Origin of the sequence: Peterkaempfera bronchialis (assembly GCF_003258605.2) — a bacterium.
Taxonomy (GTDB): Bacteria; Actinomycetota; Actinomycetes; order Streptomycetales; family Streptomycetaceae; genus Peterkaempfera; species Peterkaempfera bronchialis.
In genome coordinates this window covers 2,383,559-2,399,464 of sequence record NZ_CP031264.1, presented here as the reverse complement: position 1 = coordinate 2,399,464, position 15,906 = coordinate 2,383,559, and the positions used below count along the sequence as shown (strand labels likewise).

Here is a 15,906-nt window from a genome sequence, read left to right as displayed (position 1 = left end):
CGCCGACGGCCGCCGGGCGGGCTGCTGCGCCCGTCGGGCATCGAGGAGGCGGAAACCTCGGGGGAGGTGTTCCATGGGGTTTCAGCCGTCCCTGGTGGGGAGGAAGTGGTGAGAGGAGCAGTTTCCGCCCGCTGTCCCGGGCGCGGGGTGAACCGGAGGGCGGGCGCGCTGCGTACTCAGTGGGCCGCGCGGGGCCTGGCCCCGCCCGGCGTCAGCGCAAGGGAACGGAGTTCTGCGTGGACATCGTCGTCAAGGGCCGCAAGACCGAGGTGCCCGAGAGGTTCCGCAAGCACGTGGCCGAGAAGCTGGAGAAGATCCAGAAGTTCGACGGCAAGGTGATCAGCCTCGACGTCGAGGTGTCCAAGGAGCGCAACCCGCGCCAGGCGGACCGCAGCGAGCGCGTCGAGATCACGGTGCGCACCCGCGGTCCGGTGATCCGTGCAGAGGCATGTGCCGGCGACGCGTACGCCGCGCTGGACCTGGCGACCGCCAGGCTGGACGCACAGCTGCGCAAGGCCGCCGACCGGCGACGGGTGCACAAGGGAGGCACCGGCCGGACCCCGATGAGCGTGGCCGCGGCCACTGCGGCGCTGGCCGCACTGCCGGAGACCGCCCCCGCTGCCGGTGAGCAGGAGGGCGAAGTGACCAGGACCCGGATCGGGTCGCTGGAGGTGGAGGGCGACGGGCCGCTCGTCGTCCGCGAGAAGGTCCACGCCGCCGCGCCGATGGCGCTGGACCAGGCTCTCTACGAGATGGAGTTGGTCGGTCACGACTTCTACCTCTTCGTCGACACCGACACCGGGATGCCGAGCGTCGTCTACCGGCGCCACGGCTACAACTACGGTGTGATCCACCTCAAGGCCGACGGCTCCGCACCGAACGGCGCGGTCGGCGGCGCGGGTGGGGCGCTCGGCGAGGCGGACGAGGAGTAGTCGACCGGACCGGGCCGCGCGCCCGATTCCCCTCGGGCGTACGGGAGTTGACGCATAGGCGCCGGGCCCGTGGACGCCATGGACCCGGCGCATGCGCCGGAGCGCGCGAGCAGGGATGTGCAGACCGCTGGATGATCGCAACGCCCGACCGCCGTGGAATGATGGCGCCAGTCCCCGAGCAGCACGAGGGGCGCCCGACCAGTCACGCGGCCTTCGCACCGGCCGCGAGGGGGAGGAGCGGATGGGGGAGCGTTTCAGCATGGGGCCCGTCGACAGGGGTGGGCCGGCCGCCGCCGGTCCGTCCGAGCAGCCGCGCGGGGCGCGCGGGGAGCCGATTCGAGTACTTGTGGTCGACGACCACGCCCTCTTTCGGCGCGGTCTGGAGATCGTCCTGGCGCAGGAGGACGACATCCAGGTGGTGGGAGAGGCCGGGGACGGCGCGGAGGCCGTCGAGAAGGCGGCCGACCTGCTGCCCGACATCATCCTGATGGATGTCCGCATGCCGCGCCGCAGCGGCATCGAGGCATGTACCGCCATCAAGGACGTGGCGCCCAGCGCCAAGATCATCATGTTGACGATAAGCGACGAGGAGGCCGACCTCTACGAGGCCATCAAGGCCGGGGCCACCGGTTACCTGCTCAAGGAGATCTCCACGGACGAGGTGGCCACCGCGATCCGGGCCGTGGCGGACGGCCAGTCGCAGATCAGCCCGTCGATGGCGGCCAAGCTGCTCACCGAGTTCAAGTCGATGATCCAGCAGCGCAGCGACGAGCGGCCGCTGGTGCCCGCGCCCCGGCTCACCGACCGGGAGCTGGAAGTGCTCAAGCTGGTGGCCACCGGGATGAACAACCGGGACATCGCCAAGGAGCTCTTCATCAGTGAGAACACGGTGAAGAACCATGTGCGCAACATCCTGGAGAAGCTCCAGCTGCACTCCCGGATGGAGGCGGTGGTCTATGCGATGCGGGAGAAGATCCTCGAAATAGGGTGACGGGCCGGTCAGCCCGCCGACACGGCTGCGGTGAGCGGGCCTGCCAGGGATTCCGGCACCACCCGCTCCACCTTCACCTCGTCGCAGCCCACCCAGTCGGCGGCCTCCCGCAGCGCCTGTGCCATCGGGGCGACTGCGGCGGGTGACGCCACGGACACCTGACGGGCGATCAGTACCCGTCCCTCGCGAGCCGGATCGACCCGCCCGACCAGTCGGCCGCCCGCCAGCAGCGGCATCGCGAAGTAGCCGTGCACCCGCTTGGGCTTGGGGACATACGCCTCCAGGCGGTGTGCGAAGCCGAAGATCCGCTCGGTGCGGGCCCGGTCCCAGATCAGCGAGTCGAACGGGGAGAGCAGGGTGGTGCGGTGGCGTCCACGGGGCGTGGTCGCCAGCGCCGCAGGGTCCGCCCAGGCCGATCCGGGCCCGCCGTCGCGGCCCCACCCCTGCACCTCCACCGGCACCAGCCCGGCGTCGGCCGCCACCGCGTCCACCTGCTCGCCCTTGAGCCGGTGGTAGTCCGCCAGGTCGGCCCGGGTCGCCACGCCCAGCGCGGTCCCGGCCTGGCCGACCAGCCGCCGCAGGCAGGTCTCGTCATCGAGCTGCTGCGCCAGCAACTCCGCCGGGACCGCCCGCTCGGCCAGGTCGTAGACCCGCTTCCACCCTCGGCGCTCGGTGCAGACCACCTCGCCGACATCCAGCAGCCACTCGGTGGCGATCTTGGTCTCCGACCAGTCCCACCAGGGGCCGCCATTGCGGGCGCCGCCGAGGTCGGTGGAGGTCAGCGGCCCCTCGGCGTGCAGCCGTGCCCGCACCTCGGCACAGGACCGCTCGGCATCCGCCATCGTGTGCCAGCGGCGCCCCCGGGCGGTGAACGCCCGCCGCCGGAAGGCGAAGAGCGGCCACTCCTCGATGGGCAGCACACAGGCGGCATGCGACCAGTACTCGAAGCTGGTGCCCGCCCCCCAGTAGGCCGCCTCCACGGAGGAGCGGCCCACCGCGCCCAGCCGGGCGTACGGCACCAGCTCATGCGAGCGGGCCAGCACCGAGATGGTGTCCAGCTGGACCGCGCCCAGCCGGCGCAGCACCCCGCGCACCCCGCCCCGCCGGTCGGGCACGCCCAGCATCCCCTGGGCGCGCAGCGCGATGCGGCGTGCCTCGTCGGCGGAGAGGGCGGCAAGGGGCTTCGGCGGCAGCGCGACGGTCATGTCCCGCAGCGTAGACGGAGCCACTGACAACCCGGCCGGGCGGCCGGGACGGGGGGCGGTCAGCCGACCGCCGGGTCGCGGACCGGGTCGGTGGGCAGCATCGCGCCCACCCAGGCGTCGCGGCGCTCCCCCCGGTGGAGCAGATACGAGCGCAGCGTCCCCTCGAAGGTGAAGCCCACCCGCTCGACGACCGCCCGGGACGCCTCGTTGCCCGCCTCCGCGTACCACTCCAGGCGTTGGACACCCAGCGCGGTGAAGGCCCAGCGGGTGGCTGCGGCGACGGCCTCGGCGGTGTACCCGCGCCCCCGGTGCTCCCGGGCGGTCCAGTAGCCGATCTCCGCGACCCCGGCGCGGGCGGGGAAGGAGAGGCCCACGGAGGAGACCAGGGCGCCGCCCTCCCGGGTGAAGCTGCCCCAGTTGTAGAGGGTGTCGTCCCGCCAGCCGTCGGGCGCTATCTGCTCCACGAAGTCGCGCGCGTGGACCGGCAGATAGGGGGACGGGACCGTCGTCCAGCGCTGGATCTCCTCGTCCTGGCACGCCCGGTGGACGGCCTCGGTGTCCCCGGCGCCCAGCGGGCGCAGCACAAGCCGGGGGGTTTCCAAGATCACGGGTTCCATGGGCCGAGTATCGCCGAGCGCGGTACGGGCGGGACAGCGGATTCCCGGGGGACGCGGACAGCCTCCGGAACCCGGTCGCCCCGGGCGTGGTCCACCCGGGAACACGGGGGCCGCGCCGTACGTCCTCGTGGTGTGCACGGGTGCCGCGCCGCCCGTTTCGCCCGGCAAGGATGGCCGTGGGTGGATTGCCCGCCCGGGTGACACGGGATCGCGGTGGTGACGGACCTCCCGGCCCGCGTGTCTCCTCGCATACGATGGCCGGTGCGGTGGGGAAGCTCCGCCGTGCAGTCGTGCGCCCGAAGTCGAGTGCCAGTCCAGGCAAGGAGCCCGCTCACGTGTCCGTCTTCGACAAGATCCTGCGCGCCGGTGAAGGAAAGATCCTTCGCAAGCTGCAGCGGATTGCTGCCCAGGTCAACTCCATCGAAGAGGACTTCGTCAACCTCACGGACGCCGAGCTGCGGGCGCTCACCGACGAGTACAAGCAGCGGTTGACCGATGGCGAGGACCTCGACGACATCCTGCCCGAGGCGTTCGCCACCGTCCGTGAGGCGGCCAAGCGCGTGCTGGGCCAGCGCCACTACGACGTCCAGCTGATGGGTGGCGCCGCGCTCCACCTCGGCTATGTCGCCGAGATGCGCACCGGTGAGGGCAAGACCCTGGTCGGCACCCTTCCGGCGTACCTCAACGCGCTGACCGGCAAGGGCGTCCACCTCATCACCACCAACGACTACCTCGCCGAGCGCGACTCGGAGTGGATGGGCCGGGTGCACCGCTTCCTGGGCCTGGACGTGGGCGTGATCCTGGCCAACATGGCCCCGGCCGAGCGCCGCAAGCAGTACGGCGCGGACATCACCTACGGCACCAACAACGAGTTCGGCTTCGACTACCTGCGCGACAACATGGCCTGGGCGCAGGACGAGCTGGTGCAGCGCGGCCACAACTTCGCCATCGTCGACGAGGTCGACTCCATCCTCATCGACGAGGCCCGCACCCCGCTGATCATCTCCGGCCCGGCGGACCAGGCCACCAAGTGGTACGCGGACTTCGCCAAGCTGGTGCTGCGCCTCAAGCGGGACCGCGACTACGAGGTGGACGAGAAGAAGCGCACCGTCGGCATCCTGGAGGACGGCGTCGGCCGGGTCGAGGACTACCTGGGCATCGACAACCTCTATGAGTCGGTGAACACCCCGCTGGTGGGCTTCCTCAACAACGCGATCAAGGCCAAGGAGCTCTACAAGAACGACAAGGACTACGTCGTCGTCAACGGCGAGGTCATGATCGTCGATGAGCACACCGGCCGCATCCTGGCGGGCCGCCGCTACAACGAGGGCATGCACCAGGCGATCGAGGCCAAGGAGGGGGTGGAGATCCAGAACGAGAACCAGACCCTGGCCACCATCACCCTGCAGAACTTCTTCCGCCTCTACGACAAGCTCGGCGGCATGACCGGTACCGCCATGACCGAGGCGGCCGAGTTCCACCAGATCTACAAGCTCGGCGTGGTCCCCATCCCCACCAACAAGCCGCCGCAGCGTGTCGACCAGCCCGACCTGATCTACAAGACCGAGCCCGCCAAGTTCCGCGCGGTGGTCGAGGACATCGTGGAGAAGCACGAGAAGGGCCAGCCGGTCCTGGTCGGCACCGTCTCCGTCGAGAAGTCCGAGTACCTCTCGCAGGAACTGCGCAAGCGCGGGGTGCCGCACGAGGTGCTCAACGCCAAGCAGCACGAGCGGGAGGCGCAGATCGTCGCCCAGGCCGGCCGCAAGGGCGCCGTCACCGTGGCCACCAACATGGCCGGCCGTGGCACCGACATCCAGCTCGGCGGCAACCCCGACCACCTCGCCGCCGCCGAGTTGGCGCAGCGCGGCCTGTCGCCTTCGGAGACCCCGGAGGAGTACGAGGCGGCGCTCCCCGCCGCCCTGGAGAAGGCCAAGGAACAGGTCAAGGCGGAGCAGGAGGAGGTGCAGGCGCTCGGCGGCCTGTATGTCCTCGGCACCGAGCGGCATGAGTCCCGCCGGATCGACAACCAGCTGCGCGGCCGTTCCGGCCGTCAGGGCGACCCGGGCGAGTCCCGCTTCTACCTGTCGCTGGGCGACGACCTGATGCGGCTCTTCAAGGCCGGCATGGTCGAGCGGGTGCTCTCCATGGCCAACGTCCCGGAGGACGTGCCGATCGAGTCCAAGATGGTGACCCGCGCCATCGCCTCCGCGCAGACCCAGGTCGAGCAGCAGAACTTCGAGATCCGTAAGAACGTCCTCAAGTACGACGAGGTGCTCAACCGGCAGCGCGAGGTCATCTACGGCGAGCGCCGCCGCGTCCTGGAGGGCGAGGACCTCCAGGAGCAGATCGGCCACTTCATGGAGGACACGGTCGACGCCTATGTGCGGGCCGCGACCGGCGAGGGCTTCGAGGACGAGTGGGACCTCGAGAAGCTGTGGACCGCCCTCAAGCAGCTCTACCCGGTCACCCTCTCCCTGGAGGAGCTGGAGGAGGAGGCCGGCGGCTCGGCCGGTCTGACCGCCGAGTTCATCGAAGAGGCGGTCAAGGAGGACATCCACGCGCAGTACTCCGCCCGCGAGGAGCAGCTCGGCTCGGAGATCATGCGTGAGCTGGAGCGCCGGGTGGTGCTGTCGGTGCTCGACCGCCGCTGGCGGGAGCACCTCTACGAGATGGACTACCTCCAGGAGGGCATCGGCCTGCGGGCGATGGCCCAGCGCGACCCGCTGGTCGAGTACCAGCGTGAGGGCTTCGACATGTTCGGCGCCATGATGGAGGGCATCAAGGAGGAGTCCGTCGGCTACCTGTTCAACCTGGAGGTCCAGGTGGAGCAGCAGGTCGAGGAGGTCCCGGTCGAGGACGCCACCCCGGTGCAGCTGGAGAAGGCCGAGGACGCCCGCCCGGAGATCCGCGCCAAGGGTCTGGAGGCGCCGCAGCGGCAGCGCCTGCACTACACGGCCCCGTCGGTGGACGGCGAGGGCGGCGTGGTCGAGGGCGAGTTCGCCGACGACTCGGTCGAGGACGACCCCGAGGCCGGGATGACCCGCGCCGAGCGCCGCAAGGCCGCCAAGGGCGGTCGTCGCCGCAAGAAGTAGAGCAGCGTGGTGGAGGGCGCCACCCCGGCAGAGGCCGGGGTGGCGCCCTCCGCCGTTGTCTCAGCGGGTCTCCACGGCGGCGCACTGCCACTGCTGCGAGCGGGGATGGAACTCCAGCCGGAACGCCACCATCCGGGTGCGCGGGCCGGTGTCCACCCGCGCGCAGACCTCCAGTACGCCGGGCGTGGGCGCGCTGTCATACACCCGGCGCACCACCGGGCGGGTGCTGCCCGTCTCCGGGCGGAGCGTGCCCTGCTGCACCAGCCGGGTCAGCTCGCCGTACCCGGTGTGGGTGGTGTGCCGGGCCAGCTGCCGGGCCGGGCGGGCGCCCGCCAGGACCTCCACCAGCCGCAGCGCAAAGCGGGTGGCGAGCCCGTTGAGGTCGCTGCGCGGCGGCGCGCAGTGCGGGCCGGCGGGCCGCCGGACCCGGGTGTGGTGCGCCCGCCCGGTATGGAGGCGGCCGAGCCGCGCCGCCGCACCACCCGGCGCGGGGGACGGCCGTCGCGTCGGGCAGTGGGCGCCGGGCGGACCCGGCAGCAGCGGTCGGATCTCGGGCAGCGGAACGGTCAGGGCGGCGGACCCTGCGGAATCGGCCATGCTCGGCACCCCCGTGGCGGCAGTCGGCGGTTGACGGGGTCCTTGCTACCGGCGGCCGGCTGCGCTGTGCAACGGCGGATCGGCGGGCGGGCGGCAGCGGGCTGTATTTCACCTATCCGGGTGATTCGCCGCGCTGCCGCCGGGGCGTGCGCGGCCTGTGCGGGTTGTGTGCTCCGGGGAGGGGCGCAGTGCTTCGCGGGGCGGGGTCACTCGATGGGTCACCTTGGCTCAGGGGTGGTGTGGGCCGTTCGGGGGGCCCGTGTCGGGCGGGGAAGGGCGTAGCGGTTGGCGAGGTGGGTCACTGTGGCTCAGGGGTGGTGTGCCGGGCGTGCGGGGCCTGCGCGTGGGGGGTCGCAGTGCTCCGCGAGGGGGGTCGCCTGGGCTCAGGGGTGGGGTCGGCTGTCCGGGTGGCCCGTGCCGGTAGGGGAGGGCCGCAGTGCTCCGCGAGACGGAAGTCACGCGATGGTCCACCCCGGCCCACGGGTGGCGTCGGCCGTCCGGGGCGGCCCAGCGGCTACCGTCGATGGGACCGGCGGTACCGGCGACCCGGAAGGCCGGGGAAGGGTGGCAGGCGCATGGTGACGGATGTGTCCGACATCGGAGACCCGGAGGCGGGCCGCGCCTCGGCGCGGTCCGGCGGCACCTCCCCCGAGGGGCCGAGGCGCGGCCTGGTGCTCGGCGGCGGCGGCATGCTCGGGGCCGCCTGGACCGTCGGCGCGCTCTGTGCGGTGGCCGAGGCGACCGGCTGGGACCCGGGCGGCGCCGACGTCGTCCTCGGTACCTCGGCCGGTGCCATCCTGGGCACCCTGCTGGCCTCCGGCGTCGGTCCGGACGAACTGCGCGACCACCAGCAGGGCCGGCCGATCGCCAGCGGGCCGCTGGTCGGGGTGGACTTCGACTACGACACGGCGGCGGGCGGCGCCCTGCCGCCGCGCCCCCGGCCCGGCATCGGCTCACCGGGCCTGCTGCGGCAGACCTTCCTCCACCCGCGCGACTACCCGTTCCTGACCGTGGTGTCGGCCTTCGTCCCGCCCGGCCGGGGCTCGGTGGCGCCCATCGGCGACCTGGTGCGGGCGCTGGTCCCGGCCGGGGACGGCTGGTCGGAGCGCCCCGGGCTGCGGCTGGTCGCGGTGGACTACGAGACCGGCCGCCGGGTGGTCTTCGGCGACCCGGACTCCCCGCCGGCCGGGGTGGCCGACGCGGTCATGGCGTCCTGCGCGATCCCCGGCTGGTTCGCCCCGGTGGCGGTGGACGGCCACCGCTATATCGACGGCGGCGCCTGGTCGGCCACCAACGCCGACCTGCTGGCGGGGCGCGACCTGGACGAGGTGTTCGTGCTGGCCCCGATGGCGGTGCGGATCCGGCCGGTCGGCGACACCGGTTCGCTGTCGGGCGGCAGGTCGGCCGCCCAGCGGCGGCGGGAGGGCGACCGGCCCCGTGGCGTGCTCGCCCACCTGGTCAGCCGCTACCGGCGCGCGGTCACCCGGCAGATGCTCCGCGAGGCCCGGCTGCTGCGGGCCGGTGGCACCCGGGTCCGGCTGCTCGCCCCGACCCTGGACGACCTGGCGGCGATGGGCCCCAACATGATGGACCCGGCACGCCGCCCGGAGGTGCTGGAGACGGCGCTGCGCACCTGCGGCGCCGCGCTGGCGGGCGTGCGGGCCGGCGGGCGCGCGGGCTGAGCCGGGCGGGCGGGGGCGGGCGGGCGGGGGCGGGCCGAGTGGAAAAGGCCCGAACGCGGCGACGTGGTGATCACCCTCCCCCGTATCCTGGACTGCGGTGCGGCTCCAGGGCCCGCACCCGGGCCCTGGACCGGAGGACCGGGCCGGGCCCGGCGAACCACGACCCGGAGCGGCCCCGATGCGCGTGTACGTCCCCACCACCCTCAACGGCCTGGCCGCAGCGCATGCCGCCGGCCAACTCGGACCGGCGCCGCTGCGCGCGTACGCCGTGACCCCGGCGCTGCGCGAGTGGTACCTCAGCGACGACATCGAGGAACTGGAGTACGCGGCCCTGGTCCGGGCCGCCCAGTCCTCGCTGCGGCTGCTGGCCGCCGACGCCAAGGCGCCGCGCCGCCGGACCGTGGTCGCGCTGGACGTCCCCGACAAGGCGGTGCTGCTGGACACCGGCGCCGAGTACCAGGACCAGGCGTCGCTGGGCCTGGTACGGCTGGCCGATCCGGCGGTGCTGGCCAAGGCGGCCGCCGTACATGTGGACGGGGCCGACGCGGAGGAGGACGTGGCCGCCGCCACGGCGGCCGTGGAGGCCGCCGACCGGGGCGACGACGACGCCCGGTTCACCGTGGACGGCGCCGAGGACCACGAGCTGCTCTGGTACGCCACCCAGGAGATCCCCACCCTGCTGCCCTGAGAACCCCGAACCCCGGGACCCCCGAACCCCTGCCCGAGGCCCCCGGCCGGAGCGAGCTTGGCCGGATGCGTCTGACCGGGTGAGCGCTGTCGGAGGTGGCGGGTACCGTTCTGCTGTGCGTGCACATCTTGTCTGGGACTGGAACGGCACTCTCTTCCACGACATCGAGGCGGTCGTGGCGGCGAGCAATGCCGCGTTCGCGGAGGTGGGTCTGGCTCCGCTGAGCGTGGACCGCTACCGCGAGCTCTACTGCATACCCATTCCGCTCTTCTATGAGCGGCTGCTGGGCCGGGCGCCGACCGCCGACGAGTGGCAGCGGATGGACGACGTCTTCCATCTCGCCTACCTCAACCACAGCGTCGGCTGCGCCCTCACCGAGGGGGCGGAGCTGCTGCTGGAGCGGTGGGAGGCGGCGGGCCGCAGCCAGTCGATCCTCTCCATGTACGGGCATGAGCAGCTGGTGCCGCTGGTGCGCGGCTTCGGCATCGAGCGCCGCTTCGTCCGGGTGGACGGCCGCACCGGGCCGTCCGGCAGCGGCAAGGCGGAGTACATGGTGCGCCACCTCGCCGCACTGGGCTCCACCGTCGACCCGGCCCGCACCGTGGTGATCGGCGACGCCGCCGACGATGCGCTGGCCGCTGCCGCGGTGGGCGCCCACGCGGTGCTCTACACCGGCGGCTCGCACACCCGGGAGAACCTGGCCGTGGTCGGCGTCCCGGTGGTCGACTCGCTCGCCGAGGCGGTGTCGCTGGCCGAGGAGCTGGTGCAGGGCGCCTGAGGTGCCCCCGCACCAGCGGCCTGGGACACGTTCCTCAGCGCGCCGGTGCCGTGCTGCGCGCCCTGCGGTCAATCCGCGACGACTACCGATCGGTAGTTGTACAAGTCGTCCACCGCCGGGGGGTGCCGGTCGGGCTTTGCTACGGACCGTCCCCTGACACTCCGCAGCCACCCGGTTAGGCTGGCCGGGATGCTTCGGGACGAAAGACCTGTCGTACCCAGGTGACCGGCGTTTCATGCGTGGCATGCGCCTCCTTCACCCAGGACGTGCGGGAGTATCGGACCGACCCGGCACAGCCAGACCAAACCCGAGTCACGCAACGGCGCGCGACAGGAGCCAGATAGCCATGCAGACCAAGCTGGACGCAGCCAAGGCCGAGGTGCTCGACCGAGCAGCGCAAGCCGCTGAGAACAGCCAGGTGGGGGGAGCGCACGGAGAGGGTCTCGGCGAAGGTGCCCTGACCGCTTACCTGCACCACTACTACCTCCACACGGCCCCCGAGGACCTTGTCGACCGCGACCCGGTCGACATCTACGGGGCTGCCGCCTCCCACTACCGGCTCGGCCTGAACCGCCCCCAGGGCACCGCCGAGGTCCGCGTGCACACCCCCACCGTGGAGGAGAACGGGTGGTCCTCCGGCCACACCGTGGTCGAGGTCGTCACCGACGACATGCCCTTCCTGGTGGACTCCGTCACCAATGAGCTCTCCCGGCAGGACCGCGCCATCCACGTGGTCATCCACCCGCAGATGGTGGTCCGCCGCGACATCACCGGCAAGCTGCTGGAGGTCCTGGACGCCGACCCCTGCGTCCGCAGCCAGCCGGGCGACGTCGACCTGCCGGCCGACGCGGTGGTCGAGTCATGGATGCACATCGAGGTCGACCGCGAGACCGACCGCGACGAGCTGCGCCGGATCGAGGCGGACCTGCGCCGCGTCCTCAACGACGTCCGCGAGGTCGTCGAGGACTGGACCAAGATGCGCGACTCCGCGCTGCGGCTGGCCGACGAACTCTCCGAGCAGCCCCCCGCGGGCCTGCCCGCGCAGGAGATCGGCGAAGCCTGGGAGCTGCTGCGCTGGCTGGCCGACGACCACTTCACCTTCCTCGGCTACCGCGAGTACGACCTGGTCGAGAGCGCCGGCGACGGCGGCGAGGCGCTGCGTGCCGTGCCCGGCACCGGCCTCGGCATCCTGCGCCCCGACCCGCGCGGCGGCTCGCCCGACGGCCACCCGGCCAGCGAGGCGTTCGGCCGCCTCAGCAGCGCCGCCCGCGCCAAGGCCCACGAGCCCTCGCTGCTGGTGCTGACCAAGGCCAACAGCCGCGCCACCGTGCACCGCCCGTCGTACCTGGACTACGTCGGCGTGAAGAAGTTCGACGCCGCCGGCAATGTCGTCGGCGAGCGCCGCTTCCTCGGCCTCTTCTCCTCCGCCACCTACACCGAGTCGGTGACCCGCATCCCGGTGGTCCGCCGCAAGGTGCAGGAGGTCGTCACCGCCTCCGGCTTCTCGCCGGAGAGCCACGACGGCCGCGACCTGATCCAGATCCTGGAAACCTACCCCCGGGACGAGATCTTCCAGACCCCCGCCGAGGAGCTGCTCGCCATCGCCGGCAGCGTCCTCTACCTCCAGGAGCGCCGCAAGCTGCGGCTCTTCCTGCGCCAGGACGCGTTCGGCCGCTACTTCTCGGCCCTGGTCTACCTGCCCCGGGACCGCTACACCACCCGCATCCGGCTCCGCCTGATGGACATCCTGATGGAGGAGCTGGGCGGCTCCACCATCGACTACACGGTCTGGTCGACCGAGTCCGTCCTCACCCGGCTGCACTTCGTGGTCCGGGTCGCCCCCGGCAGCGAGCTGCCGCACCTCGCCGACGCCGACACCGAGCGGATCGAGGCCAGGCTCACCGAGGCCGCCCGCTCCTGGATGGACGGCTTCCACGAGGTGCTGCTGGCCGAGTGCGGGGAGGAGCGCGCCGCCGAGCTGTCCCGCCGCTACGCCAACGCCTTCCCCGACGGCTACCGGGCGGACTTCTCGCCCCGCACCGCCGTCGCCGACCTGCGGCAGCTGGAGTCCCTCGGCGAGGCCGGCGACTTCCGGCTCAACCTCTACCAGCCGGTCGGCGCCCCCGACGACGAGCGCCGCCTGAAGATCTACCGCGTCGGCAGGGCCGTCTCGCTCACCGAGGTGCTGCCCGTCCTCCAGCAGCTGGGCGTCGAGGTCGTCGACGAGCACCCGTACGAGCTGCGCAGGACCGTCCCCGGCGAGGAGGGCGGCTCCACCGCCTGGGTGTACGACTTCGGCCTGCGGCTGCGGGCCGTCGGCGAGCTGGGCGACGAGGCCCGCGAGCGGTTCCAGGAGGCGTTCGCCGCCGTCTGGACCGGCCAGGCCGAGAACGACGGCTTCAACGAGCTGGTGCTGCGCACCGGGCTGACCTGGCGCCAGGCCGTGGTGCTGCGCGCCTACGCCAAGTACCTGCGCCAGGCCGGCTCCACGTTCTCCCAGGACTACATGGAGGACGCGCTCAAGAACAACACCCATGCCACCCGGCTGCTGGCCAACCTCTTCCAGGCCCGGTTCTCCCCGGCCCACACGGCGGCCGGCCTGGAGCTCACCGAGGGCATCCTGGAGGAGCTGGACGGCGCGCTCGACCAGGTCGCCTCGCTGGACGAGGACCGCATCCTGCGCTCCTTCCTCCACCTGATCAAGGCCACCCTGCGCACCAACTTCTTCCAGCGCGGCGAGAACGGCGAGCCGCACCCCTATGTGTCGATGAAGTTCGACCCGCAGGCCATCCCCGACCTGCCGGCGCCCCGCCCGGCGTACGAGATCTGGGTCTACTCGCCGCGCGTCGAGGGCGTCCACCTGCGGTTCGGCAAGGTCGCCCGTGGCGGCCTGCGCTGGTCCGACCGCCGCGAGGACTTCCGTACCGAGGTCCTCGGCCTGGTCAAGGCCCAGATGGTGAAGAACACCGTCATCGTGCCGGTCGGCTCCAAGGGCGGCTTTGTCGCCAAGCAGCTCCCCGACCCGTCGGTGGACCGCGAGGCCTGGCTGGCCGAGGGCATCGCCTGCTACCGGACCTTCATCTCCGGCCTGCTCGACATCACCGACAACCTGGTGGCCGGCGAGGGCGTCCGGCCCCCGCAGGACGTGGTCCGCCACGACGGCGACGACACCTATCTGGTGGTCGCCGCGGACAAGGGCACCGCCACCTTCTCCGACATCGCCAACGAGGTCGCCGACTCCTACGGGTTCTGGCTGAGCGACGCCTTCGCCTCCGGAGGCTCGGCCGGCTACGACCACAAGGGCATGGGCATCACCGCCCGGGGTGCCTGGGAGTCCGTCAAGCGGCACTTCCGCGAGCTGGGCCACGACACCCAGCGCGAGGACTTCACCGCCGTCGGCATCGGCGACATGTCCGGTGACGTCTTCGGCAACGGCATGCTGCTCTCCGAGCACATCCGCCTGGTCGCCGCCTTCGACCACCGGCACATCTTCATCGACCCGGACCCGGACGCGGCCACCTCCTACGCCGAGCGGCGCCGCCTCTTCGAGCTGCCGCGCAGCTCCTGGGCCGACTACGACACCACGCTGATCTCGCGCGGCGGCGGCGTCTTCCCGCGTACCGCCAAGTCGATCCAGATCACCGCCCCGATGCGGACCGTCCTCGGCATCCCCGAGGGCACCACCCGCCTCACCCCGGCGGAGCTGATGAAGGCGGTCCTGCTCGCCCCCGTCGACCTGCTCTGGAACGGCGGCATCGGCACCTACGTCAAGGCCGAGTCGGAGACCAACGCCGAGGTCGGCGACAAGGCCAACGACGCCATCCGGGTCAACGGCGGCGACCTGCGGGCCAAGGTCGTCGGCGAGGGCGGCAACCTCGGCTGCACCCAGCTGGGCCGGATCGAGTTCGCCTCCGTCGGCGGCCCGGCCGGCACCGGCGGCCGGATCAACACCGACGCCATCGACAACTCGGCCGGCGTGGACACCTCCGACCACGAGGTGAACATCAAGATCCTGCTCAACCGGGTGGTCGCCGACGGCGACATGACCGTCAAGCAGCGCAACGCCCTGCTCGCCGAGATGACCGACGAGGTCGGCCACCTGGTCCTGCGCAACAACTACGCGCAGAACACCGTGCTGGCCAACGCGGTCGCCCAGGCATCCAGCATGGTCGACGTCCACGCCCGGATGATGCGCCGCCTGGAGGCCGACGGCCACCTCGACCGGGCGCTGGAGTTCCTGCCCGGCGACCGGCTGATCCATGAGCGCCAGCAGGCCGGACGCGGGCTCACCCAGCCCGAGCTGGCCGTGCTGCTGGCGTATGTCAAGATCACGCTGGCCGACGAGCTGCTCCAGACCGACCTGCCCGACGACCCGTACTTCCGCACCTCGCTGCACCAGTACTTCCCCGGGGCGCTGCGCGACCGCTTCACCGAGGCGATCGACAACCACGCCCTGAGCCGCGAGATCATCACCACCAAGCTGGTCAACGAGACCATCAACCGGGGCGGCTGCACCTTCGCCTTCCGGCTCCGCGAGGAGACCGGCGCCACCATGGACGAGATCGTCCGCTCGCACACCGCGGCGCGCGCGATCTTCGGCCTGGAGGAGATCTGGAGCGAGATCGAGGCCCTGGACAACCAGGTCTCGGCCGAGGTCCAGACGAAGATGCGGCTGCACTCCCGCCGCCTGGTCGAGCGCGCCACCCGCTGGCTGCTCAACAACCGGCGCCAGCCGCTGGACATCGCCGGCACCATCGAGGTCTTCCGCGACAGCTGCACCAAGGTCTGGGCCCAGTTGCCCAAGCTGCTGCGCGGCGCCGACCTGGAGTGGTTCCAGCAGATCTACGACGAGCTGGCGGCGGCCGGCGTCCCCGACGCCCTCGCCACCCGCTGCGCCGGGCTCTCCTCCGCCTTCCCGACCCTCGACGTCGTCGAGGTCGCGGACCGGGCGGGCGCGGATGTCGCCGAGGTCGCCGACCTCTACTACGACCTCGCCGACCGGCTCCAGATCACCCACCTGCTGGACCTGATCATCGAGCTGCCCCGCAGCGACCGCTGGCAGTCCATGGCCCGCGCGGCCATCCGCGAGGACCTCTTCGCGGCGCACGCGGCCCTGGCCGCCGACGTCCTCGCCTGCGGCGAGCCCGGCGACGGCCCGGAGCAGCGGTTCAAGGCATGGGAGGGCCGCAACGCCACGCTCATCACCCGGACCCGGGCCACGCTCGACGACATCAGGGGGTCCGACAGCCAGGACCTGGCCAGCCTCTCGGTGGCCATGCGGGTGATCCGCACCCTGCTGCGGACCGGCTCCATGCGCTGACCCG

At 72.2% G+C, this 15,906-nt stretch carries 10 protein-coding genes; 7 read left to right on the top strand and 3 right to left on the bottom strand.

From position 1 onward, the window contains the following. Positions 1-236: 236 nt before the first annotated feature. Both hpf and C7M71_RS10455 read left to right on the top strand, forming a co-directional pair. Positions 237-932: a ribosome hibernation-promoting factor, HPF/YfiA family gene (gene hpf, locus C7M71_RS10460; protein ID WP_111493685.1), complete on the top strand. Its 696-nt coding sequence runs from the start codon at positions 237-239 to the stop codon at positions 930-932. 259 nt (positions 933-1,191) lie between these two features. Next, entirely contained in the window at positions 1,192-1,923 is a 732-nt protein-coding gene (locus tag C7M71_RS10455) for a response regulator (RefSeq protein ID WP_229758649.1), read from the top strand. An 8-nt stretch (positions 1,924-1,931) separates the two neighbouring features. Here the strand turns inward: C7M71_RS10455 and C7M71_RS10450 are convergent, their stop codons facing one another. Together C7M71_RS10450 and C7M71_RS10445 are read right to left on the bottom strand one after the other, a co-directional pair. Then, complete coding sequence (locus C7M71_RS10450; RefSeq protein ID WP_175607664.1) at positions 1,932-3,128, bottom strand: winged helix-turn-helix domain-containing protein; 1,197 nt, start codon at positions 3,126-3,128, stop codon at positions 1,932-1,934. A gap of 59 nt (positions 3,129-3,187) precedes the next feature. Further along, positions 3,188-3,745 carry a GNAT family N-acetyltransferase gene (locus C7M71_RS10445; RefSeq protein ID WP_111493679.1) on the bottom strand — a complete coding sequence of 186 codons (558 nt, stop codon included), beginning with the start codon at positions 3,743-3,745 and terminating at the stop codon, positions 3,188-3,190. Between the two features lie 335 nt (positions 3,746-4,080). On the opposite strand from C7M71_RS10445, the gene secA reads away from it, so the two are divergent. After that, positions 4,081-6,837: a preprotein translocase subunit SecA gene (gene secA / locus C7M71_RS10440; protein ID WP_111493677.1), complete on the top strand. Its 2,757-nt coding sequence runs from the start codon at positions 4,081-4,083 to the stop codon at positions 6,835-6,837. Between the two features lie 60 nt (positions 6,838-6,897). Here secA and C7M71_RS10435 read toward each other — a convergent pair whose 3' ends face one another. Continuing rightward, on the bottom strand, positions 6,898-7,434 hold the full coding sequence (locus C7M71_RS10435) for an Rv3235 family protein (RefSeq protein WP_114914305.1): 537 nt from the start codon (positions 7,432-7,434) through the stop codon (positions 6,898-6,900). Between the two features lie 587 nt (positions 7,435-8,021). On the opposite strand from C7M71_RS10435, the gene C7M71_RS10430 reads away from it, so the two are divergent. The 4 genes from C7M71_RS10430 to C7M71_RS10415 all read left to right on the top strand — a co-directional run bounded on the left by C7M71_RS10430 (position 8,022) and on the right by C7M71_RS10415 (position 15,902). Beyond that, positions 8,022-9,116 carry a patatin-like phospholipase family protein gene (locus C7M71_RS10430; protein ID WP_162824207.1) on the top strand — a complete coding sequence of 365 codons (1,095 nt, stop codon included), beginning with the start codon at positions 8,022-8,024 and terminating at the stop codon, positions 9,114-9,116. Positions 9,117-9,294: 178 nt separating this feature from the next. Next, a complete protein-coding gene (locus C7M71_RS10425; protein WP_111491226.1) occupies positions 9,295-9,804 on the top strand; it encodes a DUF6912 family protein in 510 nt (169 codons plus the stop codon). 115 nt (positions 9,805-9,919) lie between these two features. Continuing rightward, entirely contained in the window at positions 9,920-10,582 is a 663-nt protein-coding gene (locus tag C7M71_RS10420; protein ID WP_111491227.1) for an HAD family hydrolase, read from the top strand. Between the two features lie 346 nt (positions 10,583-10,928). Then, positions 10,929-15,902, top strand: a complete 4,974-nt coding sequence (locus C7M71_RS10415) for an NAD-glutamate dehydrogenase (RefSeq protein ID WP_111491228.1) — start codon at positions 10,929-10,931, stop codon at positions 15,900-15,902. The last annotated feature ends 4 nt before the right edge of the window (positions 15,903-15,906 follow it).